Origin of the sequence: Crossiella cryophila, assembly GCF_014204915.1 — a bacterium.
GTDB classification, from domain to species: Bacteria; Actinomycetota; Actinomycetes; order Mycobacteriales; family Pseudonocardiaceae; genus Crossiella; species Crossiella cryophila.
In genome coordinates this window covers 5,145,422-5,163,170 of the sequence record NZ_JACHMH010000001.1, presented here as the reverse complement: position 1 = coordinate 5,163,170, position 17,749 = coordinate 5,145,422, and the positions used below count along the sequence as shown (strand labels likewise).

The 17,749-nt window shown below is 71.3% G+C and carries 12 protein-coding genes; 8 read left to right on the top strand and 4 right to left on the bottom strand.

The features are described from left to right. Positions 1-157 precede the first annotated feature (157 nt). Entirely contained in the window at positions 158-2,263 is a 2,106-nt protein-coding gene (locus tag HNR67_RS22820; protein ID WP_185004238.1) for an amidase, read from the top strand. Between the two features lie 43 nt (positions 2,264-2,306). On the opposite strand, the gene HNR67_RS22815 is transcribed toward HNR67_RS22820, so the two are convergent. Both HNR67_RS22815 and HNR67_RS22810 read right to left on the bottom strand, forming a co-directional pair. Beyond that, positions 2,307-3,881: an alpha/beta hydrolase gene (locus HNR67_RS22815; protein ID WP_185004237.1), complete on the bottom strand. Its 1,575-nt coding sequence runs from the start codon at positions 3,879-3,881 to the stop codon at positions 2,307-2,309. 108 nt (positions 3,882-3,989) lie between these two features. After that, positions 3,990-4,811: an SMI1/KNR4 family protein gene (locus HNR67_RS22810; protein ID WP_185004236.1), complete on the bottom strand. Its 822-nt coding sequence runs from the start codon at positions 4,809-4,811 to the stop codon at positions 3,990-3,992. A 348-nt stretch (positions 4,812-5,159) separates the two neighbouring features. Between HNR67_RS22810 and HNR67_RS22805 the strand changes: the two genes are divergently transcribed. Beyond that, positions 5,160-6,398, top strand: coding sequence for a sugar efflux transporter (locus HNR67_RS22805; protein WP_185004235.1), 1,239 nt, complete (start codon positions 5,160-5,162; stop codon positions 6,396-6,398). Then, complete coding sequence (gene msrA / locus HNR67_RS22800) at positions 6,395-6,898, top strand: peptide-methionine (S)-S-oxide reductase MsrA (RefSeq protein WP_185004234.1); 504 nt, start codon at positions 6,395-6,397, stop codon at positions 6,896-6,898. The genes HNR67_RS22805 and msrA overlap by 4 nt, the downstream gene beginning before the upstream one ends. A gap of 22 nt (positions 6,899-6,920) precedes the next feature. Here msrA and HNR67_RS22795 read toward each other — a convergent pair whose 3' ends face one another. Then, on the bottom strand, positions 6,921-7,787 hold the full coding sequence (locus HNR67_RS22795) for a terpene synthase family protein (protein ID WP_185004233.1): 867 nt from the start codon (positions 7,785-7,787) through the stop codon (positions 6,921-6,923). A gap of 235 nt (positions 7,788-8,022) precedes the next feature. Here HNR67_RS22795 and HNR67_RS22790 point away from each other — a divergent pair, with 235 nt between their 5' ends. Continuing rightward, the gene (locus tag HNR67_RS22790) at positions 8,023-10,305 is read left to right on the top strand and encodes a LuxR C-terminal-related transcriptional regulator (RefSeq protein ID WP_246492574.1); all 2,283 of its coding nucleotides are present in this window, start codon (positions 8,023-8,025) and stop codon (positions 10,303-10,305) included. Between the two features lies 1 nt (position 10,306). On the opposite strand, the gene HNR67_RS22785 is transcribed toward HNR67_RS22790, so the two are convergent. After that, entirely contained in the window at positions 10,307-12,598 is a 2,292-nt protein-coding gene (locus HNR67_RS22785) for an ATP-binding protein (RefSeq protein ID WP_246493432.1), read from the bottom strand. 425 nt (positions 12,599-13,023) lie between these two features. Between HNR67_RS22785 and HNR67_RS22780 the strand changes: the two genes are divergently transcribed. From HNR67_RS22780 to HNR67_RS22765, 4 genes are all read left to right on the top strand, one after another. Continuing rightward, positions 13,024-14,064, top strand: a complete 1,041-nt coding sequence (locus HNR67_RS22780; protein ID WP_185004230.1) for a family 2 encapsulin nanocompartment cargo protein polyprenyl transferase — start codon at positions 13,024-13,026, stop codon at positions 14,062-14,064. A gap of 20 nt (positions 14,065-14,084) precedes the next feature. Beyond that, a complete protein-coding gene (ispH, locus tag HNR67_RS22775; RefSeq protein ID WP_185004229.1) occupies positions 14,085-15,311 on the top strand; it encodes a 4-hydroxy-3-methylbut-2-enyl diphosphate reductase in 1,227 nt (408 codons plus the stop codon). Between the two features lie 68 nt (positions 15,312-15,379). Further along, positions 15,380-15,931: a hypothetical protein gene (locus HNR67_RS22770; RefSeq protein ID WP_185004228.1), complete on the top strand. Its 552-nt coding sequence runs from the start codon at positions 15,380-15,382 to the stop codon at positions 15,929-15,931. Continuing rightward, positions 15,928-17,733 carry a 1-deoxy-D-xylulose-5-phosphate synthase gene (locus HNR67_RS22765; protein ID WP_185004227.1) on the top strand — a complete coding sequence of 602 codons (1,806 nt, stop codon included), beginning with the start codon at positions 15,928-15,930 and terminating at the stop codon, positions 17,731-17,733. Before HNR67_RS22770 ends, HNR67_RS22765 begins: the two co-directional genes overlap by 4 nt. Positions 17,734-17,749 lie beyond the last annotated feature (16 nt).

Below are 17,749 nucleotides of genomic sequence, written 5' to 3'. Positions count from 1 at the left end.
CCCTGCTCCTTGCCCGTTCCTCTCGTCACGGCGAGTATCGGCCCAGGCGGCCGAGTTACCTGGGGTATTCAAATACCGAAAGACCGGTGACAGCGAAGATCACCATGCTGGACCGTGGTCGGTGGCCCGCCCGCCAGGTTTCCGCATGGAGGAACACATGCACGTTTCGCGTGCGCGGGTACGGGCCGGCATCGCGTTCGGCGCCGGGTTGGCACTGCTGGCCGCGGGCTGCACCGGGCCTGCTCCCGCTCCCCCACCGCCAAAGCCGTTCGTGCTCGCCGAGGCGAGCATCGCGGAGGTGGGCCGGGCACTCGGTTCGGGTGCGCTGACCAGCGTCGAGCTGACCGCGATGTACCTCAACCGGATCCGGGCCTACGACGCCAACGGGCTCCGGCTGAACTCGGTCGTGGTGCCCAATCCGGACGCGCTGGCCGAGGCGGCGGCCGCGGATCTGCGGCGGGCGACCGGCAAGCCACTCGGACCGTTGGACGGGATCCCGTACACGGTCAAGGACAGCTACATGGTCAAGGGACTGACCGTGGCCTCCGGGTCGCCGGCGTTCGCCGATCTCACCGCGAGCGGGGACGCCTTCACCGTGCGGAAGATCCGCGAGGCGGGCGGGGTGCTGATCGGCAAGACCAACATGCCGCCGATGGCCGCCGGGGGCATGCAGCGCGGGTTGTACGGCCGCGCGGAGAGTCCCTACAACGGCGACTACCTGGCCGCGGCCTGGGGTTCGGGGTCCTCCAACGGGTCCGCGGTGGCCACGGCGGCGAACTTCGCGGTGTTCGGCATGGGTGAGGAGACCGTCTCCTCCGGACGCTCGCCCGCCTCGAACAACGCGCTGGTGGCCTACACGCCCTCGCGCGGGGTGCTCTCGATCCGCGGGAACTGGCCGCTGTTCGCGCTGATGGACGTGATCGTGCCGCACACCCGCAGCGTCGGCGATCTGCTCACGCTGCTGAACACGATCGCCGTGCACGACGAGGTCACCGACACCGACTTCTGGCGGGACCAGCGCGCGGTGGAGCTACCCCCGGTGGACAAGGTGCGGCCCGCCGACTACAGCGCGTTGCGGGATCCGAACGCGTTGCGCGGCAAGCGATTCGGCGTGCCGCGGATGTACGTCGGGGATGATCTGGGTGGTACCGCGCCGATCGAGGTGCGGCCGTCGATCCGCGCGTTGTGGGCGCAGGCCGCCGAGGACCTGCGCAGGCTCGGCGCCGAGCTGGTTCCGGTGGACTTCCCGGTGGTGCACAACATGGATCAGGACCGGGCCGGCGCGAAGTCGCCGCAGGAACGCGGGCTGCTGCCGGCGAATTTCCTGGAGGTCATGGCCAAGGTCGACGCCTACAGCGCGGAGCGGTTCCTCAAGTCCGTCGGCGATCCCAGGCTGACCTCCTGGACCCAGGTCGACCTGGACAAGGTCTTCCCCAACCCGCCCGGTTCGGTGGACGCCGAGGAGGGCGTGGACAACGCCGAGTTCTTCCGCCCCCACCCGCTGCTGGTCGCCGCCGGGGTGCCCGGCCAGTGGAGCGAGGTGTCCGGACTGGCGGAAGTACTGCGGGGACTGGAGAAAACCCGCAAGGCGGACTTCGAGGACTGGCTCGCGGCGCAGCGGCTGGACGGGGTGGTGTTCCCGGCCAACGCCGACATCGGCCGGGCCGAGTCCGATGTGGACAAAGCGGCCAACGTCGAGGCGCTGCGCAACGGGGTGCGGCTGTCGAACATGAACCAGCACATGCGGTTGCTGGGGATTCCGAGTGTGTCGGTGCCGATGGGCCTGATGGCGGACACCCGGATGCCGGTGAACCTGACCTTCGCCGGACCGGCCTACCAGGACAGCAGACTGCTCTCCTTCGGTTACGCCTACGAGCAGGCCACCCGGCACCGGGTGCCGCCGACCCGGTCGGCCCCACTGGCCGATGAGACGGTGGAGCTGGCGAACAGTCCGTTCCCGCAGCCGGGCAGGCGCACCGAGCACAACGCGCCGCAGGTGCGGCTCGCGGCCGAGCTGGCCGGGGAGAACCTGAAGATCACCGGATCGGCGGCCGACTCCGGGGGTGTGGCGCAGGCCCGGTTGTACGTCAACGGGGAACGGGTCGCCACCGGCGGGGACGAGCGGTCCTGGACGGCGGAGATCCCAGTGCGGAAGTACCGCCATCCCGGCGCGTTCCAGGCCGGGGAGCTGCTGGTGCTGGCGGTGGTCAAGGACCGCGAGGGCAACACCGCGGTCCAGACCACGACGGTGAAGTTGGGCTGAGCCGGTCCGGGCCCTGCCGTGACTGGCAGGGCCCGGCGCCGGATCACTGGATGCCGCTGGTCTCCAACCGGCGCACGATGCCGGTCGCCTGCTCGACCAGGCCCGGCCCGGACTGCGGAACCTGGGTGGCGTTCGCGGTGTCCGCCGGGATGTCGGCGGGCTTGTCCACGCCCTCGCACTCCGAGCGGGTGGCCGGCAGGATGCCGTCGACCAGGTAGCGGTTGACCGCGTTGTCCACGCAGGCGCCGCCGCTGCCGTACTGGCCGTGCTCACCGTCGTTGGGCACGCTGATCAGGTGGTGCCGCAGGGTTTCGGCCATCACCACGCCGTTGGGGTAGGCGGTCTGGGTGTCGCCCTCGGCGTGCACGACCAGCCCGGTCGGGTAGGCGGTGCGGGTGATCTGCGGCAGCGGTTCGGTGCGGGTGAAACCGCGGAAGGCGCAGTTGGTGGGGGCCAGGAAGGACACCGTGTTGCCGTAGGGGTGGGTGTCCCGCCACTGCCGCATGTCCCGGTAGTACTGCTGCTGGTCACTCGGCCAGTCCCACTCGCACAGCACGGCCTGGAAGGTACCCGGGCTGGTCGGCTTGATCAGCGAGCGGTTGGCCAGCTCCAGCAAGGTGGAGGTCTCAGCCGTCAGCTCCGGATTCCCGTTGCCGGACAAGGAGTCCAGCAGCTCGCGGACCTGCCGGGAGAAACCGGCCCAGACCGCGCGGTAGCGGGTGTAGAAGCCGGTGAAGGTGTCCAGGTCGTGCACGGTGCCCAGCCCGCCGACCGGCTTGGTGGCCAGCACGGCCGCGATCCGGTCCAGCCCCGCGCGCACCTGGGCCGGGGTGCTGCCCAGCTTGAAGGTCTTGTCCCGCGCGGCGGTCCAGGCGGCCCAGGAGTCGAAGTTGAACTTGATCGAGTGCGCCGAGTCGATGTCCTGCTCGTGCCAGGTCTTGTTCGGATCCATGGCCGAGTCCAGGACACTGCGGTCCAGCAGGCGCGGGAACATGGTGCCGTACATCGCGCCGAGCCAGGTGCCGTAGGAGTACCCGAAGAAGTTGATCTTCTTCTCGCCCAGCACACCGCGGATGACGTCCATGTCCCGCGCGGTGTTGCGGGTGGTCACGTGCTTGCGGTAGTCCCCACCGGCCCGCACACAACCGTCCTCGACGGCCTTGGCAGCGGCGGTGAAGTTGGGCAGCTCGGCCTCGGTGGGACGGGAGGGCCGCGGCAGGTCCAGCAGGCTCGACTCACAGCGCAGCTGGGTGGAGGCGCCCACGCCACGCGGATCGAACCCGATCACGTCGTAGAGCTGCCCGACCGGTTGGTTGGCGAACCGATTGGGCAACCCGAGCCCGGACCCGCCGGGCCCACCCGGGTTGACCAGCAACACCCCGCGCCGCCGGGCCGGATCCTTGGCCTTGAGCCTGCTGATCGCGACCTGGACCCGCTCCAGACCGGGCTTGGCGTAGTCCATCGGGACCACCACCGTCGCGCACTCCAGGTTCGCCGCTGCCGCGCACTGACCCCACGTGACCTGCTGCTCGTAGAAGACCTTGAGCTTGGCGGGCACCGCCTCGGCCCCGGCCACCGCCGGTAACCCACCCGCGCCGAGCGACGCCACTGTCGCCACGGCCACCAGACTCCACTGCCTCAACCGCACACCGATCTCCCTGTCTGCTGTGGAAGATCGATCCTGGCGTGGCGAGCGGGCAGGCGGCAGGGGCGTGTGACGGGGGCCTCAGTGCACCGGATCCGGCCCCCACATCGGGTAGGCCCAGGTGTCCGGGTCACCCAGGCTGTGGGCACACAACCCCGGACCGCGGCCCACGACCTCGGCGACCAGCAGTTCGGTCAGCGTGCCGGGGAAGACCTCGCCGGTGTCGGAGTCGACCAGCGGCCAGGCCGCCGGATCGGGCCCACTGGTGTCCCAGCACAGCTGCTGGCGCCCTTCGCTGATCAGGCAGGTCAGCAGCCCACCCGGTTCCGGGTGCACCCGGTGGCCGTCGAGGTCGTCCAGGAAATGGGCGTGGTCGCGGTGCACGGAGACCAGCTCTTCCGGCGGGGAGGGGAAGAGGCCGTTGACCACCAGCTCCGAGCCGTACTCCTCGAACAGCAACCGGTAGTCCGGCGGCAGCGGGCAGCCCAGTTCCAGCTCCAGCGCGGCCCAGTCGTAGCGGTGCCCACCGCCGGGGCCGATGAGGGTGCGCAGCTGGGCCAGTGGATCACGCGGGCCGGGCAGCCCGGACAGCACCGGCAGGTCGAGCTGACCGGCGCCGAGGCGGCGCAGGAACTCGGTGGTGCTGATGTTCAGCTGCTGCTCACCGTCCCCGGCCACCACCACCAGCCAGCTCACCGGGTCCGGGTGGATCGGCAGCCACCAGCAGGTCTCACCGGTGCCGAACACACCCCACAGCAGGGCGTCGGGGTGCGGCGGGGAATGCCGGGACTGCTCGGCGGCCAGGTCCGCGGGCGCGAGCAGGCGCACCCCGGCCACCGGGCCAGGGCCGTGCTCGATCAGCAGTGCGCGGTAGTCCACGGGCAGGACCGGAGCGGAGGTCATGCGTGGATCCTCGCAGCACACCCTGACGGTGGGACATGGTCAGGGTCGCGAGGGCCGATCTGATCGCCGAACTCCAGCGGATCAAGCAGCGGCAAGAGAGCCGCCCCGCCTGAATTCCCCGGGTCACCCCGGACGGTAGGCCGATACCCACGGGAGCCGGCCCGGCCCGGACGAGACCGCACCGCGCCCCTAGGACATCGCGGCGGAGGCCCCGACCTCGCGCTCCCGGACCTGTCCCCGCTGCTGCCCATGCGCACCGCCTGCACGCTCGACCACCGGGGCTGACGGCCCGATCACATCCTGGGAATTCGTTACGCCCCCACCGGCCCCACCGGTGAGGATGCACCCGTGAGTGTCACCACCGAGGTCAGCCCACCCCCGCTGACCTTCCGCACCCTGCTCCCCCTCGCCTCCGTCAGCATCTCCGTCGGCCTGGCCGCCGCCGTCACCCTGCCCTTCATCGGCCTGTTCCTCACCACCCAGATCGGCGTCGGCCCGGTCGAACTCGGCGCCTTCCTGCTCATCTCCCCGTTGGCCGGACTGGTGGTAAGCGCCTTCCTCGGGCGGTGGTCGGATCGGCGGGCGGTGCGGCGGAACCTGCTGGTGGGCGGCGCCGTGGCGGGGATGCTCGGGTCGCTGGTGTTCGCGGTGGTGCGGGACTACTGGGTGCTGCTGGCGGTGTCGGTGTCGCTGCTGGCGATCGCGTCCTGTGTGCTGGCGCAGATGTTCGCCTACGCTCGGCAGGCCGTGGAGCGGACGGGGTCGGCGCGGGCGCCGCTGGTGATCAGCAGTCTGCGCACGGTGATCTCGCTGGCCTGGGTGGGTGGGCCGCCGCTGGCGGCGTTGCTGGTGTCCTGGACGGGGTATGCCGGGCTGTACCTGGCCAGTGCGGCGTGTTACGCGCTGGTGGTGCTGGTCGCGTTGCGGCTGCCCGAACTGGGTGGGGCGAGTGCTCCGATCAAGCGGGCCGCGGAGGTGGGCGGGGTCGCGCGGCCGCAGGTGGTGTGCGCGGTGCTGGCCTTCGCGGCGTTGCAGGGCGGGTTGTCGCTGGGAGGCAGCGCGTTGCCGTTGTTCGTGACCACGGACCTGGGCGGCAGCGAGGCGGATGTCGGGTTGATCCTGGGATTGTGCGCGGCGCTGGAGATCCCGCTGATGCTGTGGTTCGGGGTGCTCGCGGTGAAGCTGGACCAGCGGCGGATCGTGCTGCTCGGCGCGGTGGTCGCGGTGGCCTACCAGGCGGTGATGGCCGCGACGCTGGCCACCTGGCAGGTGGCGGCGGCGCAGGCGTTGAACGCGGTGGTGGTCTCGGCGCTGATGGGGGTGGGCATCTCCTACTTCCAGGCGCTGGCGCCGGACCGGCCGGGGTTCACCACCACGCTGTACAGCAACACGATGACCGTGGGCGGCATGCTGGCCGGACCGCTGCTCGGGCTGGCCCAGACCCTGGGCTACCGCAGCGCGTACCTGATGAGCCTGGGGCTGGCGGCGCTCGGAGTGGTGCTTCTGGTCATAACCGGGATCATCGGCAGGCGTGGGAACGTTGTGCCTGGTGGGTTGGACCAGCGAGAGAGCGGAGCGAGAACATGACCGCGGCGAGTGAGAAGGCCGTTCTGGCCGGTGGCTGTTTCTGGGGCATGCAGGACCTGTTCCGCAGGCACCCCGGCGTGCTCGCCACCCGGGTCGGCTACACCGGCGGCGAGGTGCCCAACGCGACCTACCGCAACCACGGCAACCACGCCGAGGGCATCGAGATCGTCTTCGACCCGGACCGGCTGAGCTACCGCCAGATCCTGGAGTTCTTCTTCCAGATCCACGATCCGAGCACGCGGAACCGGCAGGGCAACGACATCGGCGCCAGCTACCGCTCGGCCATCTTCTACACCGATGAGGCGCAGAAGCAGGTCGCCGAGCAGGTCATCGCCGAGGTGGACGCCTCAGGCAAGTGGCCGGGCAAGGTGGTCACCGAGGTGAGCCAGGCCGGGGACTTCTGGCAGGCCGAGCCGGAGCACCAGGACTACCTCGAGCGCTACCCGAACGGCTACACCTGCCACTACGTGCGGCCGGAGTGGCAGCTCGGCGAGAAGTAACCGTCCGGGACAGCACATCTGCTCAGGCCGGGGTGGCCGCGTAGCGCGGGCTGCTCTGGTGCCAGTGCAGGCTGCCCGCGATCCACAGCTGGACCCCGTCGATGAACGGGGCCAGCGCCGGATCGGCGTCCCCGCTCAGCAGGCGGTGGCTGATCTGCTCGAACTCCCTGGTGCGGGCGCCGACCATCTCGGCGGCCACCTCCAGGGCGGCCTGCCAGCCAAGGCCGGTGGCGTCGCGGAGCACGGCGACCAGGTTGTTCAGTTCGCCGTGCTCGATCTCCTTGGCCAGGGACAGCACGTCGTTGCTCCAGCAGATGACGTCGTTGGCCGCCTCCCGCAGGGCCAGCAGGTCGGTGGCGCCCGCGGTGTGCGGCGGCAGGTAGGCGGCGGGCTGGCGTTCGATCAGGTCGACGCAGGTCTCCACCGCGCCGCTGGCGCGCCGCAGGGTGATGTAGGGCGCGAGCGCGGGGGCCAGCCCGGTGCGCGCGTTGGCCAGATCGGTGGCATAGGAACGGACGTAGTGGTCGGTGTGCCCGCGGAACCGTTCCCGCAGGGAGTCCGGCATGCTGGCCCGCAGTTCCGGCCACATGTCGGCCAGCGCGGCCGAGGCCGGGTCGATCGGCTGGGCCGGGGGCTGGCCCTGGTCGGGCAGGTAGGGCAGCACGCCGTTGACGATGCCGCCCTGTCCAGGAGCCCGGTTCTCGTCGTAGAGGTCGTCCACGACGAAAAGCCAGGCCAGCCACTTCGCGTAGATCAACAGGTCCGGGGCGTCCGGGTAGACGAATGAGGCGAACTCGCCGAAACGGGCCGCGCGGAACCGGTGCACGGTGGCCTCGCCGGAGAGCAGCCGCAGGCGTTGTGCCCACTCGGCCAGCTGCCGCTCCACCACCTCGACCGGAGTGCGCGTTCCCTGCCTCGGACTGAAAGGGCACCATATCTTCAAAGCTCGCAGCAAAATCGCAACCGCCTCCTTCAGCGCTGTCCCAGAGTCGCCAGCCTTGACCAGGCACGTCATCGGGCGATCCACGTAGTCACTACGTATTTCGCACTTCCTCCGGTCAGCCCTGACCGCATCGGGGAGAATTGCGTAGGCTGCGGGCGGAGGTGCGGGAGGTGAATTAGGTATGTCACGACTTCCGGCGGATATCACCAGCTTCGTTGGTCGCATCCGCGAACTAAGCGATACCCGCGCACTACTGGCGAGTGGCCGGTTGGTGACTCTCATCGGCCCTGGTGGAGTGGGTAAGACCCGGCTCGCTCTCCGGGTCGCCACAGAAGTGCGGCGTGGTTTTCCCGATGGGGTCTGCTTCCTCGATCTCTCCCCCGTTCGCCGACCTGAACTGCTGTTGTCCGCGGTCGCCTCCGCATTCGGCCTCAGTGACGGTTCGCTGGACCAGTCCGCGCAGCTGGTGGAGCACCTGCGGGACAAGCAGCTGCTGCTCCTGCTGGACAACGCCGAACACCTGACCGAATCCTGCGGCGAACTGGTCGCGCTGATCCTGACCACCTCGCCGGGGGTGCGGATCCTGCTCACCTCCCGGCACATCCTGGGTGTGCGCGGCGAGCAGATCCTGCCGGTGCCGCCGCTGGAGGTGCCTGAGCTGGGTGAACCGGCCGAGGTGCGCAGGCAGCCGGTGGTGCAGCTCTTCGCCGACCGGGCCGCCGCGGTGGTGCCCAACTTCGTCGTCGACGCGGGCAACGCCGAGCTGGTGGTGCGGATCTGCCGGACCCTGGACGGCATCCCGCTGGCCATCGAGGCGGTGGTGGTCTGGCTGCGCATCCTCACCCCGCAGGAGCTGCTGCGCAGGCTGGACCGCACCTTCCAGCTGCTCAACCGGGGCAACCGGAGCGCGCCGACCCGGCAGCAGACGCTCTACGCCACCATCGACTGGAGCTACACGCTGTGCTCGGCCGACGAGCGGTTGCTGTGGGAGCGGCTGTCCATCTTCACCGGCGAGTTCGACCTGGCCGCGGTGGCCGCGCTGTATGAGGGCGAGCCGGTGGAGACGCACGAGCTGATCGATCTGCTGGCCCGGCTGGTGGACAAGTCGGTGATCACCAGCCGGATCGGCCGCCCGGCCGCGCGGTTCACCCTGCTCGGCACGCTGCGCCAGTTCGGGCAGCTCAAACTGGGCGCCACCGGTGACGAGCGGCGGATCCGGCGCAGGCACGCCGCGCACTACCGGGCGCTGGCCACCAGGGCCGCGCACGACTGGCTCTCCGGCGGGCAGCAGGAGCGGGTCTACCAGCGGCTGACCGCCGAGCACGACAACCTGTGCGCGGCCATGCTCTTCGGTCTGGAGGGCGAGGATCCGGCGGCCGGGCTGGAGCTGGCGGTGTCCATGACCTACTTCTGGCTCGGCTGCGGTGCGCTGGGCGAGGCCCGGCGCTGGCTGGACCTGGCCCTGGCGAGCAATCCCGAACCCAGCCGGGACCGGGCGCACGGGCTGTGGGCCAACGGGCACGCCGCGGTGATCATGGGGCAGTTCGAGGCCGGGATCCGGCTGGCCCGCGCGGCCGAGGGCTGGGCCAGGGAGCACGGCGACGAGCCGACGCTGGCGCACGCGCTGCTGGTGCTGGGCACCGCGACGCTGCAGCAGGGGGCCTTCGAGCAGGCGCAGGGCTACTGCGATGAGGCGTTGTCCCGGTTCGAGGCGGTGGGTGAACTGACCTTCCTCGGTCTGACCCTGGCCACCCGGTCGATGGTGGCCACCTTCCGCGGCGAGTTCCAGCACGCGCTGGCCTTCACCGAGCAGGCCCGCGATGTCTGCGCCCGGCACGGCGAGCGCTGGGCAGGCTCCTACGCGCACTACTCGGCCGCGTTGCTGGCCTGGATCCAGGGCGGGCACGAGGTGGCGCTCCGGGAGGTGGACGCCGGGCTGCGGATCGCCCGCACGCTCAACGACCTGCTGGCCGCCGGCATGCTGCTGGACCTGCGGGCCTGGGTGGAGGAGTCGGCCGGACGGCCGGAGCCCGCGGCCGAGCTGCTCGGGGTCTCGCACGCGGTGTGGCCGTTGATCGGGCGCAGTTCGGAGTTCGGCGGCCCGCCATGGGGTTCCCGGCACGAGGCGTGTGAGCTGCAGCTGCGCAAGGAACTCGGTGATCAGGCCTTCGAGCTGGCCTTCGAGCGCGGGGTGCGGATCGCGGCCGGGCTGCCGGACGCGGTGGCGCACGTGCTCGGCGAGACCGCGGCCGCCGAGGTGACCACGGCCGAGGTGGTGCAGCTGAGCAAGCGGGAGCGGGAGGTCGCCGAACTGGTCGCAGGCGGGCTGTCCAACCGGGACATCGCCAAGAACCTGGGCATCACCCCGCGCACCGCGGAAACGCACGTGAACAACGTGCTGGGCAAGCTCGGCTTCAGTTCCAGGGCCCGGCTGGCGGCCTGGGTCACCCAGCAGCGGCAGTGAGTCAGGCCCGCTCGTCGGCGGGTTGTCCGGCGATCCAGCTGGCGATCTGGGTGCGGGAGGTGAAGCCCAGTTTGGCCAGCACGTGGTCGACGTGGGTCTCCGCGGTGCGCGGCGCGACCACCAGCCGGGCGGCGATCTCCCGGTTGGTCAGCCCCTGCGCGACCAGCTCGGCCACCTGCTGTTCCCGCTTGGTCAGCTGGTTCTCCGCACGTGGCACGCCGGTGCCGCGGCGGCGTTCCTCCAGCAGGAAAGCCACCGCCTGCCGCAGGTCGCCGCTGTTGGCCATGCCCTTGGCGTAGCCGGTCTGGAACGCCTCGGCGCCCAGTGCGGTGCGGGTCCGGTGCAGGCAGTCGTCGTGCGGACGGACCCACATCGGCGAGCCCAGCATCGCCTTGCCGCCCAGCAGCGGCCACACCTGTTCGACCACGCCGAGCAGCTGCGCGGCCTGCCGGAACCGGCCGGCGGCCTCGGCGATCCAGGCGAGCAGTTCGGCGAACATGCACACCGAGAGCACGTCGTTGAAGTCCCTGGCCCGCCGGATGCCCGCCTGGCACTGGCGCACCGCGGCGTCGTGCCGACCGGCCTTGTGCAGGGCAAGGGCCAGGGCGTAGCGCACGTGCACCAGCGCGGACTCCTGACCGGTGGCCTCGCCAACGGTCTGGGCGTGTTTGGCCCGGTTGAGGGTGGCCTGCGCGGCGCCGCCGAAGGCCATCGAGATCAGCAGGATCGACTCGGCGATCAGCCACCAGGTGGTCTCGCCGGGTCCGTCCAGGTAGGACCGGGCCGACTCGCACAGCCGCACGCCCTGCTCCGGTTCGCCGTCGAGCAGGGCGGCCCCGCCGAGCACCGCCCGCGCGCAGCCGTGGGCTGCCCGGTCGCCGGTGCGGTAGGACCAGGTCAGCGCCTGGCGGCCGAGTTCCTTGGAGGTGGCGGTGTCGCCGAGGGCGTTGTTGGCGTAGGCGCAGACCCACAGCGCCTTGGCGTAGAACCGGGCGGTGGGCTGGGCGCTGCTCAGCGCCTCGCTGAGCCAGCGGCGGCCCTCGCCGTAGAGGCCGCAGTTGATCCAGTACACGTGCAGCCGGGTGACCAGTTCCAGGCCCAGTTCGGCCGCTCCGGGGTTGCTCAGGCTGAACTCCAGGGCGGCCCGCAGGTTGGCGTGTTCCCCGCGTAATCGCCGGTAGACCCCGGCTTGGTCGCGGCCGCCGAACCAGTCCGCCTCCGCGCCCCTGGCCATGGCCAGGAAGTAGTCCCGGTGCCAGGCCCGCAGCGTCTCCCCGGTGTCGGCGGCGGCCAGCCGGGTGGCGCCGAACTGGCGGACCGCCTCCAGCATCCGGAACCGGGGCACCTCGTGCTGGTCGTCGCGCTGCACGATGGACTTGTCCACCAGCGAGGCGAGCAAGCCGAGCACCTCGTCCGGGTTGAGGCCCTCGCCACCGCAGACCGCCTCGATGGCCTCCAGGGTGGCGCCGCCGCTGAACACCGAGAGCCGGGCCCAGAGCAGCTGCTCGGCGGTGTCGGCCAGTTCGTAGCTCCACTGGATGGTGGCGCGCAGGGTGCGCTGCCGCCGCGGCGCCTGGTGGCTGCCGTGGTCGAGCAGGTTGAGGCCGCGGTCGAGTTCGGTGGCCAGTTCCTCGATGGCCAGGGTGCGCAGCCAGGCCACGGCCAGTTCGATGGCCAGCGGCATCCCGTCCAGCTTGGCGCAGATGCGCAGGGCCAGGTTCCAGTTGCGCTCGTCCAGGGTGAAGCCGCGCACCGAGTCGGCGGCCCGGTCGGCGAACAGGGCCAGCACGTCCAGCTTGGCCGCCTCCCGTCTGCTGCTGACCTCGGGCACGTCCAGCGGCGGGACCAGCAGCGTTTGCTCGCCCTCGACCTCCAGCACCTGCCTGCTGGTGACCAGCACCCGCACCTCGGGCGCCTCGGCCAGCAGCCTGGCGACCAGGCGGGCGGAGCTGTCGATCACGTGCTCGCAGTTGTCCAGCACCAGCAGCAGCTGTTTCGCCCGCAGGAACTCCATCAGGTGCGCGGTGGCGTCCGCGGTGGTGTCCGGCAGGCGCAGCGCGGCCGCGATGGTGGCGGCCAGCAGGTCGCCGTGGCTGAGTGAGTCCAGCGCGACGAAGTGCACCCCGTCCGGATAGGCCCGGCGCATCTGTTCGGCGGCGCGCATCGCCAGCCTGGTCTTGCCCACTCCGCCCGGTCCGGTCAATGTGAGGAGCCTGGTGCCCGCGATGAGCCGCCGGATGGCCGCCAGCTCCTTCCTGCGCCCCACGAAGCTGGTCAGCTCGGCGGGCAGCATTCCCAACACCAGTGGACCTCCGGTTGCGATACGGCTCTTGTGCATATCCAAGCGCCCAGGACCGCGAAAAATTACCAGAGACATCGGGCGGACACGCAATTTGCACGTGAAGTTAACCGGCCGAATAACGCAGTACGGAGCGGTTACCGCCATTGGCAAATTGAATGTCGACGCTACCCGATGGGGGCTGCCGACTCTGCTCCGTGACAGCGCCACCAAATCGATCCCAAATCGACGGCCGGGAGTCACGCCGGTACCGCCAAGCGGGTAGAGCGCCGCTCACCGTCCGCACTGACCAAATGTGATGATCAATAAACCAACTCGGGGGAAAGTCCGTACCTCCTACGTGGTTCCGCCGATGTCCGCTCGTCCGCTCGCCGCGACGGTGGTCCCCAACCGATCACTTTCTGTGAGGAGTGGACCGCATGACCTTGACCACCGCGGTGACTGGGGAACGCTCCGCCGAGGACGTACTCGCCTGGAGCCGGTCCTTGATCGAACCCGCGCTGCGCCGCGCGGTGGACACGCTGCCGCCGCTGATGCGCCGGGGCGCCGGCTACCACCTGGGCTGGTGGGACCAGGACGGCGGCGCGATCCGGGCCAACCCCGGCAAGTCGATCCGGCCGGCGCTGGTGCTGCTCTCCGCGCTGACCGTGGGTGGCACGGCCGAGGCCGCGGTGCCCGCCGCGGTGGCGGTGGAGCTGGTGCACAACTTCTCCCTGGTGCACGACGATGTGATGGACCGCGATCCGGTGCGGCGGCACCGGCCGACCGCGTGGACGGTGTTCGGCACCTCCGACGCCATCCTGTTCGGCGACGCCATGCTCGCGCTGGCCTCCCGGGTGCTCGCCGACGGCGGTGGCGCGACCGCGAGCATCGCGGTGGGCTGGCTCAACGACTCGGTGCTGGCGCTGTGCGACGGGCAGAGCGCGGACCTGGCCTTCGAGCAGCGGACCTCGGTGCGCCTTGACGAGTGCCTGGCCATGGTGGCCGGCAAGACCGGCGCGCTGCTGGGCGGTTCCTGCGCGCTGGGCGCGCTGGCCGGTGGGGCCGATGAGGCGCGGGTGAGCGCGTTGCGCCGCTTCGGCGATCACATCGGGCTGGCCTTCCAGCTGGTGGACGACCTGCTCGGGATCTGGGGCGCACCCGAGGTCACCGGCAAGTCCGCGGGCAACGACCTGCGCAACCGGAAGAAGTCGCTGCCGGTGGCCGCCGCGCTGGCCGCGGACACCGCCCAGTCCAGGGAACTGGCCGCCTACTACGCCCGGCCGGAGCCGATCGAGGCGCACGAGCTGGACCACATGCGGCACCTGGTCGAGGCCGCAGGCGGCAGGCGCTGGACGCAGCGGGAGGCGGGGCGGCAGGTCGCCTCGGCGGTGGAGTGCCTGGAGTCGGCGGCCTGCGAACCGGAGGCGGCCCGGCAGCTGCTCGACCTGGCCAACCTGATCACCCGCCGCAGGCACTGACTCCAAGGAGCGAGAACCCCATGAACTCCCCACACCACGGGACGGGCGGCGTGCTGGTCGCCACCGCCCTGCGCACCGAAGCGGGCGAGATCCCGGCGCCCGCCGCGCTGCTGCTGGCCGGTGATCTGCGCCGCCGCGGCCTGCCGGTCCGCACCGGCCCACTGCACCTGGACGAACACGCCCGGCACGCCACGATCGACCGGGGTGCGCTGGGCGCGGCCGGACTCGGCGTCGCCGCCCCGCCCGACGATCCAGTCGCGCTGGCCGCCGCCGAGCAGGTCCTCGCAGAGTGGTCCGCGGTGGCCGGTCCGCGCTCGATCCTGCTGGCCAGTCCACGGTCCTTCTGCGCGGGCGTGGAACGGGCGATCGAGATCGTCGAACGCACCCTGGAAACCCGGACCAACCCGGTCTACGTGCGCAAGCAGATCGTGCACAACACCTACGTGGTCGAGGACCTGGCCGCCCGCGGCGCGATCTTCGTGGACGAACTCGACGAGGTCCCCGACGGCTCCACCGTGGTCTTCTCCGCCCACGGCGTCTCCCCCGCCGTCCGCACCGAGGCCACCCAGCGCGGCCTCGAGGTCATCGACGGCACCTGCCCACTGGTGACCAAGGTGCACGCCGAAGCCCGCCGCTACGCCGCCCGCGGCGACACCATCGTGCTCATCGGCCACGCCGGACACGAAGAAGTCGAAGGCACCCTCGGCGAAGCCCCCGAGGCCACCATCCTGGTCGAGACCCCCGAGGACGTGGTCGGGCTGGACCTCGCCGATCCGGCCCGGGTGTCCTACCTGACCCAGACCACCCTGGCCATCGACGAGACCGCCGAGGTGGTCGAGGCACTGCGGACGAAGTTCCCGCTGCTGCACGAGCCGCCCAGCGACGACATCTGCTACGCCACCACGAACCGGCAGAACTCGCTCAAGGCCGTCATCGACGAGTCCGACCTGGTCCTGGTGGTCGGCTCCACCAACTCCTCCAACTCCGTCCGCCTGGTCGAACTGTCCCGCCGCAACGGCACTCCGGCCCAGCTCATCGACCGGGTCGGCGACATCAGGGCGGAGTGGCTGGCCGGGGTGCGGGTGCTCGGCCTGACCGCGGGCGCCTCCGCACCGCCCGCACTGGTCGAGGAGGTGGTCACCGCGCTCGGCGGGCTCGGCGAGATCACCCGCACCGAACGGGAGGTCACCAGGGAGACCGTCCACTTCGGACTGCCCGCTGCCGTGCGCCGGGGTGTGGAGTCGTGAACTCGTTGCGGCACCACAGTGCTTTCCGCCCGGTTTCGGTGGCGTCGCAAGCGGTTCAGCGCGGGGCGGTGATCGCCGAGGGCCTGCGCACCGACGGTGGCCTTGCCCCCTGTCCGGCCGCGCCGCTGCTGGCCGGGAGTCTGCGCAGGCTCGGACTGAGCGCGGGCCGGGGCCTGCTGACCTACGACGACGAGTGCGGCGACCACCGCTCGCTCGGGTTCACCGCCTCCTGGGTGGACGACCGGGGGCGGCCGGTCGGGCTGGGCGCGGCCGCGAACGCCGACGATCCGGCCACCCTGGCCGCCACCGCCGCGGTGGTGCGCGAGTGGTCGGCCGCGCTGCGCCCGCGCCGGGTCCTGCTGCTGGACCGGCCGGAGCCGGTGGACCTGCTGCTGGTGCTGGACCCGGCCGCGCTCACCCCGTACCGGGACGTGCCGGCGCACCTGGTGCGCTCGGCCGGGCAGGTGCGCGCGGACTGGCTGGCCGAGGCGGGCACGGTCGGGTTGCTGCTGCACCGCGACACCCGGCGGCAGCTGCTGACCGGGGTGCTCGCGGCGATCGGCGGTCTCGGTCCCACCCGCGTCGAATCCTTGACCACCAACGAACAGGGGCGTCCATGACCACCACACCGCTGACGCACATCGTCGACCCGCACCGCCTGAAATCCCTGCCCGCCAACGAGATTCCCGCGCTGGCCGGGCAGATCCGGCACTTCCTGGTGGAGAAGGTCTGCCGGGCCGGCGGGCACCTCGGCCCGAACCTGGGCGTGGTGGAGCTGACCATCGCACTGCACCGGGTGTTCGACTCGCCGCGGGACCGGATCATCTTCGACACCGGGCACCAGTCCTACGTGCACAAGATCCTCACCGGCAGGCAGCAGGAGTTCGACAGCCTGCGGGTGGCGGGCGGGCTGGCCGGGTACCCGCAGCGCGCGGAATCCGAGCACGACCACGTGGAGAACTCGCACGCCTCCACCTCGCTGGCCTGGGCGGACGGCCTGGCCAAGGCCCAGCAGCTGCGCGGGGAGACCGACCGGCGGGTGGTCGCGGTGATCGGCGACGGCGCGTTGACCGGCGGCCTGGCCTGGGAGTCGCTGAACAACCTCGGTGGCTCGGGGCGGCCGGTGATCGTGGTGCTCAACGACAACGGCCGCTCCTACGACCCGACCATCGGCGGCCTGGCCGAACACCTCGGCGCCCTCCGATCCGGCGCGGCCAGTGGCCGGAACCTGTTCCACACCATGGGTTTCCTCTACCTGGGCCCGATCGACGGCCACGACGTGCGGGCCACCGAGACGGCGCTGCGGCACGCCCGCGAGCTGAACCAGCCGGTGGTGGTGCACTGCGTGACCGAGAAGGGCCGCGGCTACACCCACGCGGAGAACGACGAGGCCGACCGGATGCACGGCATCGGCGTGCTGAACCCGGCCACCGGGACCGGCAAGGCCGGTGGCGCGCCGAGCTGGACCAGCCTGTTCGGCAGGCACATCACCGAACTCGCCGAGACCCGCCCTGACCTGGTCGCGCTGACCGCGGCGATGCTGCGACCCGTTGGCCTGCACCGCTTCGCCCAGCGTTTCCCGGACCGGATCTTCGACGTCGGCATCGCCGAACAACACGCCGTCACCTCAGCCGCCGGGCTCGCCATGGGTGGGCTGCACCCGGTGGTCTGCCTGTACGCCACCTTCCTCAACCGCGCCATCGACCAGGTCCTCATGGACGTCGCCCTGCACCAGCTCCCGGTCACCTTCGTCCTCGACCGCGCGGGCATCACCGGCCCGGACGGCCCGTCCCACCACGGTGTCTGGGACCTCGCGCTGCTCGGCCAGGTGCCGGGTATGCGGGTGGCCTCGCCACGGGATCCGGTGGAGCTGGCGGCGCTGCTCGCCGAGGCGGTGGACGACCCCGGCCCGACCGCGCTGCGCTTCCCCAAGGCCGCGGCCGGTCCGGCGATCAAGGCCCGCAACCGGATGGACGGCATGGACGTGCTCTACCGCGGTGAGCACACCCCACTGGACGTGCTGATCGTCTCCGCCGGGGTGCTCGCCGAACCCGCGCTCCAGGCCGCCGCACTGCTCGAACAGGACGGCCTCGGCGTCACCGTGGTCGACCCGCGCTGGCTGCTCCCGATCAACCCGACCCTGGTCCACCTCGCCGCACGACACCGCCTCGTCGTGACCGTCGAGGACGGGGTGCGCACCGGAGGCCTGGGCACCGCGCTCGCCCAGGCCTGCGGTGCGGCCGGGGTCCGCACCCCCGTGGACAACCTCGGCGTGCCACCGGCCTTCCTGGACCACGGCGCCCGCGGCGACATCCTGGCCGCCTGCGGCCTGGACGCCGAGTCGATCGCCGAGGCCGCGCGGGCGAACCTCGGCAGCACCCCCGTCCCGCACCCGTCCCGCCTGGAAGGTGTGTTGCAGTGAGCCAGGTTTCCCTCGG